20 protein-coding genes and 1 pseudogene are annotated in these 19,935 nt (G+C 69.1%); 11 read left to right on the forward strand and 10 right to left on the reverse strand.

Features of this window, described 5'->3' with window-relative positions; translation table 11 throughout:
- Nucleotides 1–3 precede the first annotated feature (3 nt).
- The 5 genes from uppS to rpsB form a co-directional block, all read right to left on the reverse strand.
- Nucleotides 4–738, reverse strand: a complete 735-nt coding sequence (gene uppS / locus MRB47_RS14705; protein ID WP_015912865.1) for a polyprenyl diphosphate synthase — start codon at nucleotides 736–738, stop codon at nucleotides 4–6.
- 28 nt (nucleotides 739–766) lie between these two features.
- Nucleotides 767–1,327: a ribosome recycling factor gene (gene frr, locus MRB47_RS14710; protein ID WP_011805777.1), complete on the reverse strand. Its 561-nt coding sequence runs from the start codon at nucleotides 1,325–1,327 to the stop codon at nucleotides 767–769.
- A 48-nt stretch (nucleotides 1,328–1,375) separates the two neighbouring features.
- Entirely contained in the window at nucleotides 1,376–2,098 is a 723-nt protein-coding gene (pyrH, locus tag MRB47_RS14715; RefSeq protein ID WP_011805778.1) for a UMP kinase, read from the reverse strand.
- 57 nt (nucleotides 2,099–2,155) lie between these two features.
- The gene (tsf, locus tag MRB47_RS14720) at nucleotides 2,156–3,052 is read right to left on the reverse strand and encodes a translation elongation factor Ts (protein ID WP_011805779.1); all 897 of its coding nucleotides are present in this window, start codon (nucleotides 3,050–3,052) and stop codon (nucleotides 2,156–2,158) included.
- A 108-nt stretch (nucleotides 3,053–3,160) separates the two neighbouring features.
- Nucleotides 3,161–3,913 (reverse strand): 30S ribosomal protein S2, encoded by a 753-nt coding sequence (gene rpsB / locus MRB47_RS14725; RefSeq protein WP_011805780.1) that lies wholly within the window; start codon nucleotides 3,911–3,913, stop codon nucleotides 3,161–3,163.
- Nucleotides 3,914–4,112: 199 nt separating this feature from the next.
- On the opposite strand from rpsB, the gene MRB47_RS14730 reads away from it, so the two are divergent.
- The 5 genes from MRB47_RS14730 to MRB47_RS14750 all read left to right on the forward strand — a co-directional run bounded on the left by MRB47_RS14730 (nucleotide 4,113) and on the right by MRB47_RS14750 (nucleotide 9,993).
- Nucleotides 4,113–5,459: an amidase gene (locus MRB47_RS14730; protein WP_252101063.1), complete on the forward strand. Its 1,347-nt coding sequence runs from the start codon at nucleotides 4,113–4,115 to the stop codon at nucleotides 5,457–5,459.
- A gap of 51 nt (nucleotides 5,460–5,510) precedes the next feature.
- A complete protein-coding gene (locus tag MRB47_RS14735) occupies nucleotides 5,511–6,758 on the forward strand; it encodes an FAD-dependent oxidoreductase (protein WP_252101064.1) in 1,248 nt (415 codons plus the stop codon).
- A 41-nt stretch (nucleotides 6,759–6,799) separates the two neighbouring features.
- Nucleotides 6,800–8,317 carry an NAD(P)H-hydrate dehydratase gene (locus MRB47_RS14740; protein WP_252101065.1) on the forward strand — a complete coding sequence of 506 codons (1,518 nt, stop codon included), beginning with the start codon at nucleotides 6,800–6,802 and terminating at the stop codon, nucleotides 8,315–8,317.
- Between the two features lie 201 nt (nucleotides 8,318–8,518).
- Nucleotides 8,519–9,607: an IS5-like element ISDisp1 family transposase gene (locus MRB47_RS14745; protein ID WP_011803559.1), complete on the forward strand. Its 1,089-nt coding sequence runs from the start codon at nucleotides 8,519–8,521 to the stop codon at nucleotides 9,605–9,607.
- Between the two features lie 212 nt (nucleotides 9,608–9,819).
- Complete coding sequence (locus MRB47_RS14750) at nucleotides 9,820–9,993, forward strand: hypothetical protein (RefSeq protein ID WP_011805784.1); 174 nt, start codon at nucleotides 9,820–9,822, stop codon at nucleotides 9,991–9,993.
- A 16-nt stretch (nucleotides 9,994–10,009) separates the two neighbouring features.
- Here the strand turns inward: MRB47_RS14750 and MRB47_RS14755 are convergent, their stop codons facing one another.
- From MRB47_RS14755 to MRB47_RS14775, 5 genes are all read right to left on the reverse strand, one after another.
- On the reverse strand, nucleotides 10,010–10,972 hold the full coding sequence (locus tag MRB47_RS14755) for an IS110 family transposase (RefSeq protein ID WP_011804582.1): 963 nt from the start codon (nucleotides 10,970–10,972) through the stop codon (nucleotides 10,010–10,012).
- 271 nt (nucleotides 10,973–11,243) lie between these two features.
- Nucleotides 11,244–11,924 carry a hypothetical protein gene (locus MRB47_RS14760; RefSeq protein ID WP_252101066.1) on the reverse strand — a complete coding sequence of 227 codons (681 nt, stop codon included), beginning with the start codon at nucleotides 11,922–11,924 and terminating at the stop codon, nucleotides 11,244–11,246.
- Nucleotides 11,921–12,931 carry an MlaD family protein gene (locus MRB47_RS14765; protein WP_252101067.1) on the reverse strand — a complete coding sequence of 337 codons (1,011 nt, stop codon included), beginning with the start codon at nucleotides 12,929–12,931 and terminating at the stop codon, nucleotides 11,921–11,923. Before MRB47_RS14765 ends, MRB47_RS14760 begins: the two co-directional genes overlap by 4 nt.
- Before the next feature lie 15 nt (nucleotides 12,932–12,946).
- Nucleotides 12,947–13,756, reverse strand: coding sequence for an MlaE family ABC transporter permease (locus MRB47_RS14770; RefSeq protein ID WP_252101068.1), 810 nt, complete (start codon nucleotides 13,754–13,756; stop codon nucleotides 12,947–12,949).
- 109 nt (nucleotides 13,757–13,865) lie between these two features.
- On the reverse strand, nucleotides 13,866–14,324 hold the full coding sequence (locus MRB47_RS14775) for a MerR family transcriptional regulator (protein ID WP_252101069.1): 459 nt from the start codon (nucleotides 14,322–14,324) through the stop codon (nucleotides 13,866–13,868).
- A 40-nt stretch (nucleotides 14,325–14,364) separates the two neighbouring features.
- On the opposite strand from MRB47_RS14775, the gene MRB47_RS14780 reads away from it, so the two are divergent.
- From MRB47_RS14780 to MRB47_RS14805, 6 genes and pseudogenes are all read left to right on the forward strand, one after another.
- The gene (locus MRB47_RS14780) at nucleotides 14,365–16,386 is read left to right on the forward strand and encodes a heavy metal translocating P-type ATPase (RefSeq protein WP_252101070.1); all 2,022 of its coding nucleotides are present in this window, start codon (nucleotides 14,365–14,367) and stop codon (nucleotides 16,384–16,386) included.
- The gene (locus MRB47_RS14785; protein WP_252101071.1) at nucleotides 16,383–16,802 is read left to right on the forward strand and encodes a DUF3703 domain-containing protein; all 420 of its coding nucleotides are present in this window, start codon (nucleotides 16,383–16,385) and stop codon (nucleotides 16,800–16,802) included. Before MRB47_RS14780 ends, MRB47_RS14785 begins: the two co-directional genes overlap by 4 nt.
- Before the next feature lie 147 nt (nucleotides 16,803–16,949).
- Entirely contained in the window at nucleotides 16,950–17,576 is a 627-nt protein-coding gene (locus tag MRB47_RS14790; protein ID WP_011805791.1) for a YitT family protein, read from the forward strand.
- Between the two features lie 75 nt (nucleotides 17,577–17,651).
- Nucleotides 17,652–18,053 (forward strand): hypothetical protein, encoded by a 402-nt coding sequence (locus tag MRB47_RS14795; protein ID WP_252101072.1) that lies wholly within the window; start codon nucleotides 17,652–17,654, stop codon nucleotides 18,051–18,053.
- Nucleotides 18,054–18,156: 103 nt separating this feature from the next.
- Nucleotides 18,157–18,504 (forward strand): hypothetical protein, encoded by a 348-nt coding sequence (locus MRB47_RS14800; protein WP_252101073.1) that lies wholly within the window; start codon nucleotides 18,157–18,159, stop codon nucleotides 18,502–18,504.
- Nucleotides 18,501–19,934, forward strand: a pseudogene (locus MRB47_RS14805) (TolC family protein). The gene MRB47_RS14800 and the pseudogene MRB47_RS14805 overlap by 4 nt, the downstream one beginning before the upstream one ends.
- The last annotated feature ends 1 nt before the right edge of the window (nucleotide 19,935 follow it).

The raw sequence follows: 19,935 nt of genomic DNA on the forward strand, positions 1-19,935 counted from the left end.
GAATCAGGCACGCAGCGAACCGGGCTGCTGCGCTTGTACCTGGTCGGAGGTTTGGCCAAAGCGGCGCTCGCGCGCCGCGAAGTCCGCGATGGCTTCATCCAGTGCGGCCTCGTCGAAATCGGGCCACAGGCGGTCACTGAAATACAGTTCGGTATAGGCGGCCTGCCACAGCAGGAAGTTGCTGATGCGCCGCTCGCCACCGGTTCGGATCAGCAGATCCGGATCGGGCACATGGGCCATGCCCATGGCGGCATGCAGGCTGGCCTCGGTGATGGGCTCGCCCCGCGCTGCAAGCGCAGCTGCGGCCTGCGTGATGTCCCAGCGGCCGCCGTAGTTGAAGCAGACATTGAGCACCAGGCGCTGGTTGCTTGCGGTGGCCGCCTCGGCACGCTGGAGCCCTTCGCGCACCTGCGCCGAAATGCCCGATTTTTCCCCCACGAAGTGCACCTGCACGCCATCCCGGGCCAGTTGCGGCACCTCACGTGTCAGCGCCTTGGCAAGCAGATCCATGAGACCGGACACCTCGTCCGCCGGACGGTTCCAGTTCTCGGAGGAAAACGCGAACACGGTAAGCACGCCCACGCCGCGTTGGACGCAAGCATGCACGCAGCGCCGCAGCGATTCCACGCCCTGCCGATGCCCCGCCAGGCGCGGCAGGAAGCGGCGCGTCGCCCAGCGGCCGTTGCCATCCATGACGATGGCAATGTGGTGGGGAATGGCTCCCTGCACGGTGGGCATGAATCCAGGATCGATCCGCAGAACCGGATCAGATCGCCATGATTTCCTGCTCCTTGGCCGCCACCAAGGCATCGATCTCTGCAATGTGCTTGTCGGTGGTTTTCTGCACATCGGCCTCGGCGCGCTTTTGATCGTCCTCGGAGGCGAGCTTGTCCTTGACCAGCTTCTTGACGCCCTCGTTGGCATCGCGGCGCAGGTTGCGGATGGCCACCTTGGCGCCCTCGCCTTCGCTGCGCGCCAGCTTGGTCATCTCCTTGCGGCGCTCTTCACTCATCGGCGGCATGGGCACGCGGATCAGGTCGCCCATGGAGGCCGGGTTCAGCCCCAGATCGCTTTCACGGATCGCCTTCTCGATCTTGGCACCCATGTTCTTTTCCCAGGGCTGCACACTGATGGTGCGCGCGTCGAGCAATGCCACGTTGGCCACCTGGGACAACGGCACCATGGATCCGTAGTACTCGACATGGATCGTGTCGAGCAGCTGCGGGTTGGCGCGGCCGGTGCGGATCTTGGCCAGGTTGTTCTTGAAGGCGGCGATGGACTGGTCCATCTTCGCCTCGGTCGTCTTCTTGATGTCGGCAATCGTCATGTGTGGTTCCTCTGCAAGCGGGCAATCAGGCCAGGCGCGGCAAAGCCGTCAAGCGTACACCAACGTGCCTTCGTCTTCGCCCATCACCACGCGCTTCAGCGCGCCATGTTTCACGATGGAGAACACGCGGATCGGCAGCTTCTGGTCGCGGCACAGGGCAAAGGCCGTCGCGTCCAGGATGCCCAGGTTGCGGCTCATGGCCTCGTCGAACGTGAGCTTGGCATAGCGGGTGGCCGACGGGTCCTTCATCGGATCGGCCGTGTACACGCCGTCGACCTTGGTCGCCTTAAGCACCACCTCGGCGCCGATCTCGGCGCCGCGCAGCGCGGCGGCCGTGTCGGTGGTGAAGAACGGGTTGCCGGTTCCGGCGGCGAACACCACCACTTTGCCCTCTTCGAGGTACTGCAGCGCCTTGGGACGCACGTAGGGCTCCACCACCTGCTCGATGCCGATGGCGGACATCACGCGGGCCGTCAGCCCCTGCTTGTCCATGGCGTCCGCCAGGGCCAGCGCGTTCATCACGGTGGCCAGCATGCCCATGTAGTCGGCCGTGGCGCGGTCCATGCCCACGGACCCGCCCGCCACACCGCGGAAGATGTTGCCCCCGCCGATCACCACCGCCACTTGCACGCCCAGGCGGGTGACCTCGGCGATCTCCTCGACCATACGCACGATCGTGGCACGGTTGATGCCGAATGCGTCATCGCCCATGAGCGCCTCACCAGACAACTTGAGCAGGATGCGCTTGTGGGCTGGCGTGGCGAGGGTCATGGGCAATTCTCCGTAAGGCTGGACTGGGGGGATGAAGGGCGTGGGCGGCAGGCGCTATCAGGCGCCCGACTTGGCGGCAGCGACTTGCGCAGCCACCTCGGCGGCGAAATCGTCCACCTTCTTCTCGATGCCCTCGCCCACCACGTACAGGGTGAAGCCCTTCACCGTGGTGTTGGCGGCCTTGAGCATCTGGGCCACGGTCTGCTTGCCATCGGCGGCCTTCACGAAGACCTGGTCGGCCAGCGAGACTTCCTTGAGGTACTTCTGCACCGAGCCTTCGACCATCTTGGCGGCGATATCGGCCGGCTTGCCGGACTCGGCGGCCTTGCCCTCGGCCACGGCACGCTCCTTGGCGATCAGGTCGGCAGGCACGTCGGCGCTGGTCAGCGCCACGGGCTTCATGGCGGCCACATGCATGGCCACGTCCTTGGCGGCCACGGCATCGCCGTCGAACTCCACCACCACGCCGATGCGCGAGCCGTGCAGGTAGGCGGCCAGGTTGGAGCCGCTGAAACGCTTGAAACGACGGAAAGACATGTTCTCGCCGATCTTGCCGATCAGGCCCTTGCGCACATCTTCCAGGGTGGGGCCGAAGCCATCCTGCTCATAGGCCAATTGGCCCAGTGCTTCGATGTCCGCGGGGTTGTGCTCAGCGACCAGCTTGGCGGCGGCGTTGGCCATGGCGATGAAGCTGTCGTTCTTGGACACGAAGTCGGTTTCGCTGTTCACTTCGATCAGCGCACCCACGTTGCCGTTGATGAACGATGCCACCACGCCTTCGGCCGTCACGCGGGAAGCGGCCTTGCCGGCCTTGGTACCCAGCTTGACGCGCAGCAGCTCTTCGGCCTTGGCCATGTCGCCGTCGGCCTCGGTCAGGGCCTTCTTGCATTCCATCATGGGGGCATCGGTCTTGCCACGCAGTTCGGCAACCATGCTTGCGGTAATTGCAGCCATCGTGTTTCTCCAGTTCTTGAGTTCAGTTCGTTACAGGATCAGAAGCTAAAAAAAAGGGGGCTCACCAGGGGCCCCGCTTTTTTTGCGACGCATCGCGCGGCCCTTGACTTAGGCGGCGTTCTCGTCCACTTCCACGAATTCGTCGGAGCCTTCGGCAGCCACAGCCTTGGCCACTTCCGTCACGGCGTTGGCACGGCCTTCAAGGATAGCGTCGGCGATGCCGCGGGCGTACAGAGCCACAGCCTTGGCCGAGTCGTCATTACCGGGGATCACATAGTCGATACCCTCGGGCGAGTGGTTGGAATCCACCACACCGATCAGCGGGATGCCCAGCTTCTTGGCTTCGGACACGGCGATCTTGTGGTAGCCCACGTCGATCACGAAGATGGCGTCGGGCAGCGCAGCCATGTCCTGAATGCCCCCGATGTCCTTCTCGAGCTTTTCCAGCTCGCGCGAGAACATCAGCTGCTCCTTCTTGCTCATGGACTCCAGGCCGGCTTCCTGCTGTGCCTTCATGTCCTTCAGGCGCTTGATGGAGGTCTTGACGGTCTTGAAGTTGGTCAGCATGCCGCCCAGCCAGCGCTGATCGACATAGGGCACGCCAGCGCGCTGGGCCTGCTCGGCCACCAGTTCGCGGGCCTGGCGCTTGGTGCCGACCATCAGGATCGTTCCGCGGTTGGCAGCCAACTGCTTGGCGAACTTCTGCGCCTCCTGGAACATCGGCAGCGACTTTTCCAGGTTGATGATGTGAATCTTGTTGCGATGGCCGAAGATGAAGGGGGCCATCTTGGGGTTCCAGAAGCGCGTTTGGTGACCAAAGTGGACACCGGCTTCCAGCATTTCACGCATGGTGACGGACATGAGGTTTCTCCGAAGGTTGGGTCTAAAATCCAGCCTCAATACTTGCCCACTGAATCGCTCTTGCGTGGAACTTGCAGTCCCACGAGAGGGCAGAGGGCAACACCTTGAGAGGGCTGGTTTGCGATTAAGTTCTGCATGGTGCCTGGCAGCACGGCGGCGCGCAGCTCTCAGCAAAACCCAAAGATTCTAGCATATCCCCATGTTGGCTGACCTCGTCTCCACCCGCAGCCACGTAGCTGCCGGGCATAGCAGCGCACGCGATGAAATCGAGCGCTGCGTCGCCGCTGCCGAAGGGCCCACCTGCGCCCATGTGTTCCGCCAGACCAGCTTCGACCAGGCCCGCGCAGCAGCCGCCGTGCCCGGCGTGGAGCGTCTGTCGCTGGCGGGCCTTGCCGTCTCGGTCAAGGATCTGTTTGACATCCAGGGCATGACCACCGCCGCAGGCTCCACCGTGTTGCGGGATGCGCCGCCCGCGCCGGCCGACAGCCCGGCCGTGGCGCGCCTGCGCCGCGCGGGCGCAGCGTTCATCGGCCGCACGCACATGGTGGAGTTCGCCTTCTCCGGCGTAGGTGTGAATCCGCACTTCGGCACGCCCGCCGCATTTGACGCCCGCCACGGCGCGCTGCCCGGCCCCGCGCGGGTGTGCGGGGGCTCATCGTCGGGCGCCGGGGTGTCGGTGGCCACGGGCGCGGCCTTCATTGGCCTGGGCTCCGACACGGGCGGCTCGATCCGTATCCCGGCCGCGCTGAACGGCATCGTGGGTTTCAAGAACACCGCGCGCCTCGTGCCCACCGAAGGCGCCGTCCCCTTGTCCACGACGCTGGACACGGCCTGCGCACTCACCCGCACGGTGCGCGATGCCGTCGTGGCGCACGAGATCCTGGCGGCACGGCGCGTCACGCGCAGCCCCGCACCGCTGTCGGCCTGGCGGCTGGCGGTGCCCGCCACACTGTTCCTGGACGGACTGGACGCCACCGTGGCCCGCGCCTTCGCGCGCACGCTGTCACGCCTGCGCGCGGCCGGCGCCCAGATCACCGAGATTGCCCTGGCAGAAACCGCCCAGTTGGCCGATGTGAACGCCACCGGCGGGTTTTCCGCCGCCGAAAGCTACGCGTGGCACCGCACGCTGCTGGCACGGCACGGCAACGCCTACGACCCGCGCGTGAAGAGCCGCATCGAGCGCGGCGCTGGCATGTCCGCGGCCGACTACATCGATCTGCTGCACGCGCGGCGCGCCTGGATCGCGCGCATGCAGACCGCCATGGCCGACTTCGACGCCCTGCTCTCGCCCACCGTCCCCATCGTGGCGCCCCCCATCGCATCGGTCGCGCCGGGCAGCGAGCGCGACGCGGAGTTCTTCCGCGTCAACGGATTGCTGCTGCGCAACACCAGCGTGGTCAACATGCTGGACGGCTGCGCACTGTCCCTGCCGTGTCACGAAGCGGGCGAACTGCCCGTAGGCCTGATGGTGTGGCACGGCGCACTGCGCGACGACCCGGTGCTGAACATCGGCCTGCTGATCGAACAAGAACTACAAAAACAATAGCTACTAGCGCTTACCCTACGGGCGCTAGAGGCATATTTCGCTTCAATTTTCATGCACATCATCATCGTGGGCGCCGGCATCGTCGGCGCGGCCACTGCTTATGAACTGGCCGCGGACGGCCATCAGGTCACCGTGGTCGAGCAGCGCGGCGCCGCGGCAGAGGAGGCGAGCTTCGGCAGCTCCGGCCTGCTGGCGCCCTCGCTACTCATGCCGTGGGCGGTGCCGGGCCTGGGCGGGCCGCTCGGCCGCTGGCCTTGGAGCCGCGATGCCACGCTGCGCCTGGTACGCGGCGCCGGCATGGCAGGCCGGCACTGGCGCTGGCGCTGGTCCCAGGCGGGTCGCCGGCCCGAGACGGCGGCGCGGCTGGCCGCGCTGGAAGGTCTGGGCCGCTACAGCCTGGCACGCACGCGCGAACTCATCCACCAATTGGACGTGGACCTGGAAACCAGCCGCGGCACTCTGGTGCTGCTGCGCCGCCCCGAAGATGTGGAGCGCCTGCAGCCCGCGCTGAAGGTGCTGCGCGACGCGGGCGTGGGCCTGCGCGATGTGGATGCCGACACCGCGCGGCTCATCGAGCCCGGCCTGTCCACCGACGTGCCGCTGGCGGGCGCCGTGCATGTACCGGATGGCGAGTCCGGCAACTGCCGGCTGTTTGCGCAGATCCTACGCCACGCGGCGCAGGAGCGCGGCGCACAGTTCGTGTTCGGCGCGCATGTCCGCGCTCTCAGCGCATCGCCGCCCGGCGTCCACGTCGTAGGCGAAGCCGCCCCGCGTCAGGCCGACGCCGTGGTGCTGTGCGCCGGCGTGGCCAGCGCCGCGCTGCTGCGCCCGCTGGGGCGCCACCTGCCCCTGGAGGCCGTCCATGGCTACACCGTCAGCGCGCCGGTGCGCGAGGACAGCCATGCACCCCAGGGCTCTGTGATCGATCCGCTGCACCGCATCACCATCACCCGCCAGGGTCAGCGCGTGCGTGTGTCCGGCGGCGCCGAGATCGGGCACAGCAACGGCAGCCACCACGCGCCCACGCTGCAGACGCTCTACCTCGCGCTGTCGGGCTGGTTCCCGGGCGGCGCGCTCACCTCGTCCCCGCAAGTGCAGGTCTGGCGCGGCGCGCGCCCCACGCTGACCGATGGCGCCCCCGCCATCGGCGCGAGCGGTGTGTCCGGCCTGTGGATCAACACCGGCCACGGCGCTTGCGGCTGGGCCCAGGCCTGTGGCAGTGCCCGCGCCCTGGCGGACCTGATCGCCCAGCGCACCCCGGCGATTGACCTGCAGCCCTTTGCGCCGCAGCGCTTCTAGCGCGCTTCGCACGGCCCCCGCCCGGCGCCACAATGCCGGGCATGCAGCGCATCGCACCTGACCAGCCCCATCCCCTGTTCGACACCGCGGCCACGCGCCGCCTGGAGGCCAGCGCCGCCGCTGCCCTCGCGCCCCACACGCTGATGCAGCGCGCCGGCCAGGCCACGGCCCGGTTGGCGCTCGCGCTGGCTCCGCATGCGCGCACCTTCTGGTTCGCCTGTGGCGGCGGCAACAACGGCGGCGATGGGCTGGAGGCCGCCCTGCTGCTGCACCGCGGCGGCCACCCGGTCGTGGTGACCTGGCTGGGAACGCCCGAGACGGCGCCTGCCGACGCGCGCCAGTCCTGGCAGCGCGCACAAGAGGCAGGCGTGCCGTTCGCGGCTGAGCCGCCCTCCCTCGGTCCGCAGGACCTGTGCGTGGATGCGCTGCTGGGCATCGGCCTGAGCGCCGATCCGCGCCCCCGCAGGCCCGACGCGCGGCTGCTGCAATGGCTGGCCCGCATGCACGCCTGCGCGGCACCCACGCTGTGCGTGGACCTGCCCTCCGGCCTGGTAGCGGAATCAGGCCAGTACATCCCGGGGCTGGCGCCAGCCCATCCAGGTGCCACGGCGGCGCGCCACACGCTGAGCCTGCTCACGCTCAAGCCAGGCCTGTTCACCGGCCAGGGCCGCGACGCAGCGGGCAGCGTGTGGTTTGATGACCTGGGCGTGTCGGCAGCAACCGAAACCCCTTGCGCCTGGCTCGCCGGCCCCCCCGCCCCGGCAGTGCGCGCCCATGCCAGCCACAAGGGCAGCTACGGCGACGTGGCCGTCATCGGCGGCGAAGGCCTGCAGGCGCGCGGCATGGGCATGACCGGTGCAGCCCTTTTAGCCGCCAGCGCGGCGTTGCACGCCGGCGCGGGCCGCGTGATGGTGGCGCTGCTGGACGCCGGCGCACTCCCCGCCCTGCCGCAGCAGCCTGAACTGATGCTGCGCCGTTGTGACGCGCTGGCGCTGGACCACGCCACCGTGGTCTGCGGCTGTGGCGGCGGCGCGGCCGTGGCGGCCGTGCTGCCAGACGTCCTGCAGCAATCGACACGCCTGGTGCTGGACGCAGACGCGCTGAACGCCGTGGCCGCCGACCCCCATCTGCAGCATCTGCTGCGCGAGCGTGGCCGGCAGGGCCGCCCCACCGTGCTGACTCCGCACCCCCTGGAGGCCGCGCGCTTGCTGGCCGGCACCACGGCCGCCGTGCAGGCCGACCGCCTGGCCGCCGCGCGCACGCTGGCCGATCAGTACGGCTGCACCGTGCTGCTCAAGGGCTCGGGCAGCGTGATTGCCGCACCGGGGCGCACGTCCCTCATCAACCCCACGGGCAACGCACGCCTGGCCACGGGCGGCACCGGTGACGTGCTGGCCGGCCTGGTGGGAGCGCGCCTGGCCGCGGAGCCTGCACAGGCCGGTGCGGCATTTGCGGCGGCGGGCCGCGCCTGCTGGGAGCACGGCGCTACCGCCGACCGCTGGCCCGCCGGGAGGTCCCTCACCGCGGGAGCGCTCGCACGCGCACTGAACGCTGGTTGACCGCGCAGCGCGCCGCGCGGTCCAGCCGCCGGAGGGATTGCATCCAACGGTAACGGTGGTTTCCAAGCTGCGCATATCTACCTTGTCTTACAGACGGTATGCGGACTGAAGCGCTTTAACAGGCCGTTGAAAAATCCCCCGCCGACGCCCGCGTTGGCCGCTACGATCTGAAGCCATCGGTGAACGACCCAGACGAGGACGATGAGAGGCAGTCAAGATTTCCAGGGGGCGATGTTCAGCTACATCAGCCTTGAAGAGCGCGTGCCGCAGGCACACCCGCTGCGCAAGTTGCGCGCGGTGGTTGATGCGCTGCTGGCAACCATGAACCGCGAGTTCGAAGCGGTGTACGCCCGCCGTGGCCGCCCATCGGTGCCACCGGAGATGCTGCTCAAGGCCTTGCTGCTGCAGATCCTGTTCTCCATCCGCAGCGAGCGCCAGTTGGTCGAAGCGATCAACTACAACCTGCTGTACCGCTGGTTCGTGGGCCTGAACATCGAAGACAAGGTCTGGGACCACTCCACTTTCAGCGCCAACCGCGAACGTCTGTTCAACGAAGACCTCGCCCGCGCCTTCTTCGAGCGCGTCAAGCTCAGTGCCCAGTGGGGCAAGCTCGCCAGCGACGAGCACTTCAGCGTGGACGGCACGCTCATTGACGCCTGGGCCTCGCACAAGAGCTTCAAGCGCAAAGACGACGACAGCGGCACGCCGCCTGGGCGCAACCCCGAGGTGGACTTCAAGGGGCAGGAGCGCTGCAACGACACCCACGAGAGCACCACGGACGCCGATGCCCGGCTGTTCAAGAAGAGCCAGGGCGACAAATCCCGCCTGTGCCACATGGGGCACATCCTCATGGAGAACCGCAACGGGCTGATCGTGGATGTCGAGATCACCCACGCCAGCGGCACGGCCGAGCGCGAGGCGGCGCTGGCCATGTTGGAGCGTCGGGGCAACAGGAACAAACGGGCCACGGTCGGTGCCGACAAGGGCTACGACAGCAAGGCCTTCATCAAAGGCTGCAGAAAGCTCAAAGTCACGCCCCACGTGGCGGCCAAGGACAAACACTCGGCGGTGGATGCGCGAGTGACACGGCACGAGGGCTACAAGACCAGCCTGAAGGTGCGCAAGCGCATCGAAGAGGCCTTTGGCTGGATCAAGACCGTCGGTGGTCTGGCAAAGACCAAGCTGATCGGTCAGGCCAAGCTCACGGGCCAGGCGCTGCTGTGCTTTGCCACCTACAACCTTGTGCGAATGGGCAGCATCGGCGGCTGGTGGGACGCGCATCATGCGTGAGCCCAGGGATACGTGCGCCCGAAATGGGCGGGAGGGCCTGCAAACCGGCCAGATGGGCCGTTGCAATCGCTGCGCAGACGCGTCTGGGCAGCTCGTGTCTTCGCACTCAGCGTCCCTGATGCGTTCGAAAAGCACTTTTTCAACGGCCTGTTAATCGCTCCATGTCTTGGTATGCATGCATACCGTGTGTTCCACCCACCTGAGGTACTGCCATGAAACGCCATTTCCGCCCCGGATCGCGCGCCTACGCGGCCTTTGTGGTCACCGTGGTCCTGGCCTTCGCGGCCAGCGTCATGACCCTGGTGCCCCACCAGACGACCCAGGTGGCCGACTCGCAGGTGCACAGCCAGCTGGAGCAACTCGTTCCCGCTGGCGTCTTCGACTGAGTAACCGTCTTCGAAGTCAAGCGCAATGAAGCGACTTGTCCCAAGGTTTTCCAGTGCGCACCATGGCGTTGAGCGTGGTGAGCAACTTGCGCATGCAAGCGACCAGGGCGACCTTGGGCAACTTGCCAGCGGCCTTCAGACGCTCGTAGAAGGCCTTGATGGCCGGGTTGTAGCGGGTGGCCGTGAGCGTTGCCATGTACAGCACGCGGCGGATCTCGAAGCGCCCGCCTTGTACGCGCCGCCTGCCCTTGCTGCCGCCGGAGTCATTGGCCATGGGCGCCACGCCCACCAATGCAGCGATCTCGCGCCGGTTCAGCCGGCCCAGCTCTGGCAGCTCGGCAATCATCGTGGCACTGGCCACCGGGCCGACTCCCGCAGCCGACTGCAGCAGCGTGTCGAGCTCCCCAAAGTGCTCGCGCACATGCGTGACCATCTGCTCTTCGATCTCATCGAGCTGCGCCTTGATCGCCGCCTCGATGGCCTCGATGCTGGCGTGCAGCTTCTTGGGCGTGATCTGCAGCCGTTGGCGCTCCGAATGGAGCATGGTCAGCAACTGGCGCCTGCGCGTGACCAGGGCCGCGAGCCACTGCTGGCGCTCATCGGCCAGGGGGCGCAAGAAGCGCTGCAGATCGTCGCGGCGCAGCAGCACCGCTGCCAGCTCGGCCAGCGTGCGCGCATCCACCGCGTCGGTCTTGGCCAGGCGTCCCATGGATTTGGCGAAGTCGCGCGCCTGGCGCGGGTTGATGACCGCCACGGGCAGGCCTGTGGCCTGCAGGGCACACGCTAACGCGGCCTCGTAGCCGCCGGTGGCCTCCATCACCACCAGACCCACGTCCAGGGGCTGCAGGGCAGCCGCCAGCGCCGAGTGGCCTTCGGCATCGTTGTCAAACCGCTGGGCGCTGCTCTTGGCACCCAGCACACAGACATCCACGTGCGCCTTGGCCACGTCGATGCCCACCGTCACTGAGGTAACAGACATGATCTTCAGATCCCTTGCTTGTGCATGCGCGCTCAATCAAGGCGCGCGTAACCGTTCGGGCTTCACGAAGACCAGCGCGGCGGCCATGCGTTCTGTACTCAGTCACGGGCTCTATCACCCCAGCGCCTACCAAACTGCACGGGCCGGTCTGGCCGCCTCAACGGCGTTCAGACTCTACCGCGCTGGTCTGGTTTAAAGATACAAGCTCCCTCTCACTCCTCCCCTCCAGCCGCCTTCGGGCGGCTTTTTTGCGGGCCGCCCGGGCCGGGCTTCAGGGCACGGCGCTGGCGGGTGCGCCGCCGCTTTCCACCACAGCGACGCGCCGCCGCAGCGCGGCCTCCAACGCGGTATCGCCCGCCGCACCCGCCCGTTCGGCGCGCAGCAGCAGCCAGGCCATCAACGGGCGGCGCCAGCCCTGCGCCGAGGCGGTGTCGGTGGCCACCACCATGACTTCCGGCGTAGCGCGCCCGGCGCGCACGGCCGCACCCGCTGCCACCAGGCGCGCCAAGGGGTCGGCAATGCCGGCAATGGACTGGGGGCTGGCTGCTGCGGCGCGTTGTGCCTCGGGCAGCAGCGCCGCCTGCGCGGCCTTGGCGCGGCCTGCCAGGTAGTCGGCATAGGCCCGCTCCGGCGGCGCCGCATCGGCGCGCAGCGGCTCGAAAGCCGTGCAGGGCTGCAGTTGCAGGCTGGCGACCTGCGCGGCGCAGCGCATCAGCTCCACCCGCGCCAGCAACTCGGGCCGGCCGGTGCGTGCCACCTCGGCGCGTGCACGGGTCCATTCCTGGTCGGCCACGCGGGTGTTGCCGGACAGGTAGGCCTCGGTCGCCCGCTCGGCCGCGCCGTGGGCATTCATCTGCCAGTCGGGCACCGGCGCCTTGCCGGCGCAGGCCGACAGCACCACGGCCAGCGCGGGTGCCAAGCCCCGGCACAAGAGAAGCTGCAGGGAGGTCATGGCAGTTTCAGCTCCGTTTCGCGGGCAAAGGGCCACTTGCGGTTGATCTCGTTCACCAGCGCGTCTACCTTGCGCAGGCTGCCTTCCACCTCGGCGCGCAATGCGCCCAGGTCGGTCGTGGCCTCTCGCGCGTTGGCGCCCACGGCCTGGGCCTCGGCCAGCACGGCGTCCACCTTGGTGAGGCTCTGGCGCGCGTCGGCCAGCAAACCGTTGAGCTGCACCACGGCGGCGCGTACCTCGGGCACCAGGCCGGGGTCGCCCTGTGCACCGAAGACCTGCCTGTCCGCCTTGGCGGCCATGCCGTCGATGCGAGCGAGCAACTGGTTGGTGCGCTCCAGCGTGGTGAGGATCTTCTTCGCGTCCGCCTCGTTGCCCATGAGCACGCCCAGGGCGCCGCCAGGCGCGTTGAGCCGCTCGGTGAGCGTGCGCACCTGGGCCATGGCGCCGCCCAGGGCGGACTCTGCGCCGGTCATGGCGTTCAGGTTGTCCAGCAGCTGGCGTGCCGATGACATGAGCTGGGGAATCTCCGCCGTGGCGTCGCCGCGCAGCACGGGTCGCTCGGCGCCGTCCTCCAGCGGCGGGTCGGCCAGCATGCCGCTGTAGGCCTTGATGGTGGTGCCGCCCACCAGTCCGCTGACCAGGGTGAACACGCTGGAGGTGCGCAGCCAGTGCGCGTCGCGCTGGGCCACGTCGATGAGGATGCGCACGTTGCCGGTCTCGGCCAGTTCGATGCGCCGCACCCGGCCGATGGGAAAGCCCGAGAACGTCATGTCCATGCCCACGACCACGCCCTCGGAATCTTCGGCCGTGAGCACCAGCCGCTGCGTGGGCTCGAACGCGCCGCGCGCGTACAGCAGGTACAGGCCAGCACCCAGCACGAGCACCAGCGTGAACAGCAGCAGCGCCGCGGCCTTGCGCTCCAGATGGGCCACGGGCCGCAGCAGCTCGACCGGCGCGTTCGCCGGCGGTTCGGACAGCGGGGGTTGGGGACGTTGCGGATCGGTCATCGCGTGGCCATGAAATCAGTAGTAATTGCCCATCAGCGAGATCACCTCGATGAGCAGCAGCACGGCGAACATGCGCGCCAAGCCGCCCAGCTCGGAGTCGGGCTGCTGGGCCCGGCGTGCGTCGCCGCTTTCGTAGAGCCCCGAAGCCATGGGAATCAGCGCCACGGCCAGGCTGAAGAACACGGTCTTGAGCACGAACACCAGCGTGATCTGCGGCGCGAACACATGGCCGAACATGCGCGTGTACACCGGCAGCCCCGCCGTGTTGAGCCCGTACACGCCCAGGTAGGCCATGACCAGCGCCACTACGCACGACAGCGCCGCCAGCGTGATGCTGGCATACACGCCAGCCACCACGCGCGGCAGCAGCTCCATGCGCACGGGGTCGGCGCCGCGTTGGCGCAGGGCCTGGAGGTGGCCCGACTGGCGCATCAGCGCCAGCTGCGTGCCGTTGGGGATGGTGGCGCGCATCGCCACGAACAGCGCGGCGGTCAGCGGAATCAGCTCCAGCACCAGTACGCGGATCACCATCTCCAGCGCATAGCGCGACAGGCCGTAGCTGAGCGCCGTGACGACCACGATGCGCGTGATGACCAGACTGATGAGCGCCGCCAGCACCGTGAAGCCCAGCAGGATGGGCGCGGTGTCCTGGTACATGTGGCGCGCCAGCCGCCAGCGCGTGGCGCGGCCGTAGCTGGACGGCGAGAGCATCAGCACCATGACCACTGCGCCTAGGTAGATGATGCGCCACCACGCCACGGCCCAACGCCGCGCCTGGGCCCACAGGCGCCGGGGCACGATGGAAGGGTGCAGGCTGGCGTTCATGCGCGGATCATAGGCGAAGGCTGCATTCGATAAGTAACAAATTAGCCGCTAGCGCTTATGCAGCAAGCGCTAGCAGCTATTAACACCATAGCAACCTGTGCCATGGGCCTCATACATGCCTGCGGGCCGCCGGCCCTGCGGGCGGCACGGGATCGGCATCGGCGCGTGCGTGCAAAGCCTCGATCACGTGGCACTGCCCCCCCGTGCCGTCGCAACGGCTGCGCAGCGACAGCAGTTCCTGCTCCAGCGTCGCCAGCTCGGCCATGCGCGTGCGCACGTGCGCCAGGTGCTCGTCCAGCGTGACGCAGGCGGCATGGCCGTCGGTGGCACTGCAGGCGTCCAATGCCAGCAGGCCGCGCACCTCCTGCAGCGACATGTCCATGGCGCGGCACAGCCGCACGAAGCGCATGCGGTGGACCTCCTCGTCGCTGTAGAGGCGGTAGCGGTTGTCCGCGCGGGTCTGCGCGGGCAGCAGGCCTTCCTTTTCGTAATAGCGGATGTTGGCCGGTGGCACGCCCGAGAGCCGGGCGGCATCACCGATACGGTGGCGGGGGCTTTGTCGCAGCATGGCTTGACCTTCGAGTGGCTTCAAGGTTTCCAATCATGGCATGAGCCAAAGCCATTCCTCCCATTCCGCGTCCCATTCCCATGGCCCGGGCGCGGCAAACCTGCCTCCTTCGCCTGCATCCGCATGCAGCGGCTGCGCCTGCAGCACATCGGCGGGCGACGGCCACGACCACGGCACCCTGCCCGGTTGGCCGCGCATCGCCGCGGCGCTGGCCCTGGCCACGGGCGCCGAGGCGGCGCACTGGATGCAGCAGGACTACGCCGGCATGGCCCTGGCCGTGGTGGCGATTGCACTGTCGGGCCTGGGCGTGTACCGGGTGGGCCTCAAAGACCTTGCGCGCCTGCGCCTGGGCATCCACGCGCTCATGGCCGTGGCGGTGACGGGCGCCTTCCTCATCGGCCAGTGGCCCGAGGCGGCGATGGTCATGGCGCTGTACGTGGCGGCCGAGCGCATCGAGGACGGCGCCATGGACCGCGCGCGCCATGCCATACGCCAGCTGCTGCAACTGGCGCCCGCCACGGCCGACGTGCTGCAGCCGAATGGCAGCACCCTGAGCCTGCCTGTGGACCAGGTGCCGCTGGGTGCCACCGTGCGCATCGCCCCGGGCGCGCATGTGCCGCTGGACGGCACCGTCACCCACGGCAGCAGCAGCGTGAACCAGGCCCCCATCACCGGCGAGAGCCAACTCGCCGACAAGGCCGCCGGCGACCCGCTGTACGCGGGCAGCGTGAACCAGCAGGGCGAGCTGCTGATGCAGGTGAACACCCCGCCCGGCGACACGCTGATTGCGCGCATCGTGCGCGCGGTGGAGCAGGCGCAAGCCAGCAAGGCCCCCATCCAGCGCTTCGTGGACCGCTTTGCCGCCATCTACACGCCCGTCGTGTTCGCACTGGCCGTGCTGCTGGCGCTGCTGGCCCCCCCGCTGATGGGCTGGACCTGGACGCAGTCCACCTACCAGGCGCTGGCGCTGCTGGTCATCGCCTGCCCCTGCGCGCTCGTCATCTCCACGCCGGTCACGGTGGTCAGCGCGCTCACGGCCGCCGCGCGGCGCGGCATCCTCATCAAGGGCGGCAGCGCGCTGGAGGCCGCGCGCGGCCTGCGCGTGGTGGCGCTGGACAAGACCGGCACGCTGACCACCGGCAGCCCTGCCCTGGTGCAGTGGCGTGCCCTGAACGGCGCCGATGCCGACGCCGTGGCAGATGTGGCCTGGCAGCTGGCCAGCCGGTCTGAGCACCCCGTCTCGCGCGCCATCGCAGCCGGCCTGCCCGCGGCCACCCACAACGGCGTGCAGAACTTGCAGGCCCTGCCCGGTCGCGGCGTGCAGGCCGAGGTGGGCGGCCAGCGCTGGTGGCTGGGCAACCTGCGCCTGATGCGCGAACAAGGCCTGGCCGACGCTGCGCTCGAAGACGCCCTGGCCCAACAGGAGCGGCAGGGCCGCACCGTCACCTTGCTGGCCGACGCGCAAGCCGTGCGCGCGCTGTTCGCCGTGGCCGACCCGCTGCGCGGCCACGCGCGCCAGGCCATCGCCGAACTGCGCGCGCTGGGCGTGCACCCGGTGGTGTTGAGCGGCGACAACCCGGCCACCGCGCAGGCCATCGCGGCCGAAGCGGGCATTACCGACGCGCAGGACGCGCTCGGCGGCCTGCTGCCGCAGGACAAGCTCGACACCCTGGTCGCGCTGCAGCGCACGCGCGGCCCCACCGCCATGGCGGGCGACGGCATCAACGATGCGCCCGCGCTGGCCCAGGCCGACGTGGGCTTCGCCATGGGCGGCGCACACAGCACCGGCATGGCCATGGAGACGGCCGACGTGGTGCTCATGAACGACGACCTGCGCCGCATTCCCGACACCGTGCGGCTGGCACGCCGCGCACACGCCGTGCTGTGGCAGAACATCACCCTGGCGCTGGGCATCAAGGCCGCGTTCTTCACCCTGGCGCTGCTGGGCATGGCCAGCATGTGGATGGCCGTGGCAGCCGACATGGGCGTGAGCCTGCTGGTGGTGGCCAACGGGCTGCGCCTGCGCCGCGGTGCCTCTATCGCGGCGAAGGAGGCCGCATGACCATGCCCCAATCACCACAAAGCCGCCAGCGCGCCGCCTACGACTACCTGCTGCAGCGCTGGCGCACCAGCGTGGATGCGCCCACCGAACAGCGTTGGCGCTACCTGGAGGCCGCCCATGTGGTGGGCCAGAACCGCCTCGGCCTGCACTGGCGCGCGCACTGGCAGATGCTGCGCTTTGCGCGCCAGTTGGGCGACGCGCCGGAGGCTCGGGGCCAATGGGCGCGGCTGGGCCTCACGCTGGTGGGCCACCTGGTGCGCCGGCTGCCGCAGGGCAACATCGGCCGTGCCAGCGTGCCCGCGCTGCGGCCCATGGTGCCCAGCGTGGCCGTGCGCGCATGCATCACCGAAGCCATGCAGGCCACCCAGCCCCCCGGCACGCCGGGCGCGCAAGAGATGAGTCAAATCGACCTCTAGCGCCCGCCTGACAAGCGTAAACAGCTCACCTTTTAGGAGCATCACACTACCCAGACACGGGAATTTGACCCAGCGCAAGACACAGCGACCGATGCCGTGGTGCAATCGCGCCCCCGCCGGTCACCACGGCGACTGCCGATCCCGCCCATGTCCACCACCACCGCCAACGCCGCTCCCGCCATGGTCCCGCACACCCGCACCGAAGACGCCGTGGCGATTGGCGTGGGCGTGACGCTGATCTCCGTGGGCGTGGCCTTCCTCGCCAGCGCCGGGCTGCTCACCGGCGGCATGGCGGGGCTGGCCTTCGTGCTGCACTACGCCACGGGCATCGGCTTCGGCAAGCTGTTCTTCGCGCTCAACCTGCCGTTCTACTGGCTGGCGCTGCGCAAGCTGGGCCTGGCCTTCACGCTCAAGACCTTCGCGGCCGTGGCGCTGCTGTCGGTGCTGTCGGAGCTGCAGTCGCAGTTCCTGCAGATCAGCGAACTGCAGCCGCTGTATGCGGCCATCACCGGCGGGCTGATCATGGGTATGGGCTTCTTGGTGCTGTTCCGCCACCGCTGCAGCCTGGGGGGCGTGGGCATCATGGCGCTGTACCTGCAGGACCGCTTCGGCTGGCGCGCTGGCAAGGTGCAGATGGCCGTGGACTGCTGCATCGTGCTGGCGGCGCTGGTCACAGTGGAGCCGCTGCGCGTGTTGTGGTCGGTCATCGGCGCCGTGGCGCTCAACCTGGTGCTGGCCATGAACCACCGGCCAGGGCGCTACATGGCGGTCTGACGGCACGCGGCCGGGCCATCGCCCGGCGCTCGCTCTGGCGGGAACTTCCTGCACCGCGCCGGTATCATTCGCTGCATGCGCCACGCCGTTGCCATGATCCTGGGTCTGCTGCTGGTCCTGCGGGGCCTGCTGGGCGACGCCATGGCCATGGGCGTTGCACCGGCCACGCCCGCGCAGCCCACCATCGCGGCAGCTGCTACCCACCACGTTATGGCAAGCGACACGCACGACCACGGTGGTCATGGTGGCGACCATGCCAGCGCATCAGCACAGCCGCACTGCTGCGATACCGGCGGGGCGGTCCACGCGGAACACCCAGCCGGCTGTTCGGCCTGCGGCGCCTGCCATTCGGCCTTCTACGCGCCGGTCTGGGCGCCCCCCTTCCATGGACGGCACGACAGCACGTTGCAACCGCACCATGGCACCCCCTTTGCCAGCGCCACGGCTGCGCAAGCCATCAAGCCACCCATCTCCTGAGCACTGACGCCCGAAGTGCGTCCGCAATCGGCTGTATGTACCCCGACAGGGCCGCAGCCGAGCGTCGCGGACGCGGTTTTGTCATGTTTGACGGGAGACTCCCATGCGCTTCGCGCACCCCACCAGCCCTGCGGCCATGATGGCACTGGCGGCACTGGCCGGCATCGCACCGCCGACCTGGGCGCAGGTTGACAATGTTCCTGCCGCCCCATCGCAGACCGCCACCGCCGACTCGGCACAGGCCCCCAGTCTGCCCTTGCACCACCAGCCCCTGCTCCCCAGCGGCGACGTGGCTGAGGCCGACATCGGCTGGAAGGCCGCCAACACCGCCGTGGGCGCCTTTCCCGGTGGCCACTCCGACATCGTGCGCTGGGAAGCCGAGCAGGCACGCGCCGCGCCGCCCAGCCCTGGCATGCCCATCCAGAAACACCACCACGGAGGCCGGCCATGAGGCGCCCTCCGCTCGCCCTGGCTGCGCTGGCCGCTGCACTGGTGTTGGCCGGCTGCGCCAGCGTCGCCCCCGATGGGCTGCGCGGCGACGTGCAAAGCCATGTCCAGCCCCGCCTGCCCGACGGCGCGCAACTGCCCGCGCCCGATGCGCAAAGCCGCGGGGACGCGCAGGCCCAGATCACCGAATGGCTGCGCCTTCCCGTGGATGCGGACACCGCCGTGCGCGTGGCGCTCTTGAACAGCCCCGCGCTGCAGGCCCGCCTGGCCAATCTGGCCGCGCAGGATGCGCAGCGCGCACAGGCGCTGACCCTGTTCAACCCCACGCTGACGCTGGGGCGATTCACCAGCGGGCATGAGCGCGAGATCGAGCGCCAGCTCGGCTTCAGCCTGGTCAACGTGATCACCCTGCCCTGACGCACGCGTTGGCAAGGCTGGCAGATGGAGCAGGCCACGCTGGCCGCTGCACAGGATGTGCTGCGCCTGGCCGCGGACACACGCCGCGCCTGGCTGCGCGCCGTGGCCGCCCGGCAGGTGCTGGCCGCGCGCGAACGCATGCACGAGGCGGCCGAGGCCGGCGGCGAGCTGGCGCGGCGGATGGCGCGCGTGGGCAACTTCAGCCGGCTGCAGCAGGCACGCGAAATCGCCATCACACAGGACGCGGCAGCACAGCTGGCCCGCGCGCGGCTGAATGCCGCGCTGGAGCGCGAGCAACTGGCGCGGCTGATGGGGCTGTGGGGCGCGCAGGCCGACTTCACGCTGCCGGATGCGCTCCCCGCCTTGCCCGCGGCGGATGCACTGCGCAGCGGCGACGACGCCGAAGCCACGGCCCTGCGCGAGCGGCTGGACCTGCGCGCGCTGCGCCGCGACCTGGACACCACCGCCGACCGCAGCGGCTGGGCCGGTGTTGGATCCGTGTTCGGCGACATCGGCCTGAGCTACAGCCGCAACACTGCCACCGAGCGCGCCTCCGGCCACCGCGAGACCACACGTGGCTGGGAGGTAGAGCTGCCTCTGCCGCTGTTCGACTGGGGCGCAGCCGCCACGGGCCGCGCGCGGGCCGAGCTGCAGCACAGCGCCGCACAACTGCAGGATGCCGCCATCCGCGCGCGCAGCGAGGCACGCAGCCACTGGCTGCGCTACCGCACCGCCTGGGACCTGGCGCACCAGCAGCAGGCCGAGGCTTTGCCGCTGGCGCGCTTCATGCAGGACGAGGCCGTGCTGCGCTACAACGGCATGTTCATCAGCGTGTGGGAGCTGCTGGCCGAGGCGCGCCGCGCCAGCCAGGCCGTGGCCGCCGCCACCGAGGCGCAGCGCGACTTCTGGCTCGCCCAGACCGACCTGCAACTGGCTCTCACGGGCACATCGCCCGGCGCGCCCGCCGACCTGCCGTCCGCTCCCACCACCCCCAACGCCCCTTCGGAAGGCCACTGAC

The sequence above is a fragment of the Diaphorobacter sp. LI3 genome, assembly GCF_022807955.1.
Taxonomy (GTDB): domain Bacteria; phylum Pseudomonadota; class Gammaproteobacteria; order Burkholderiales; family Burkholderiaceae_C; genus Diaphorobacter; species Diaphorobacter nitroreducens.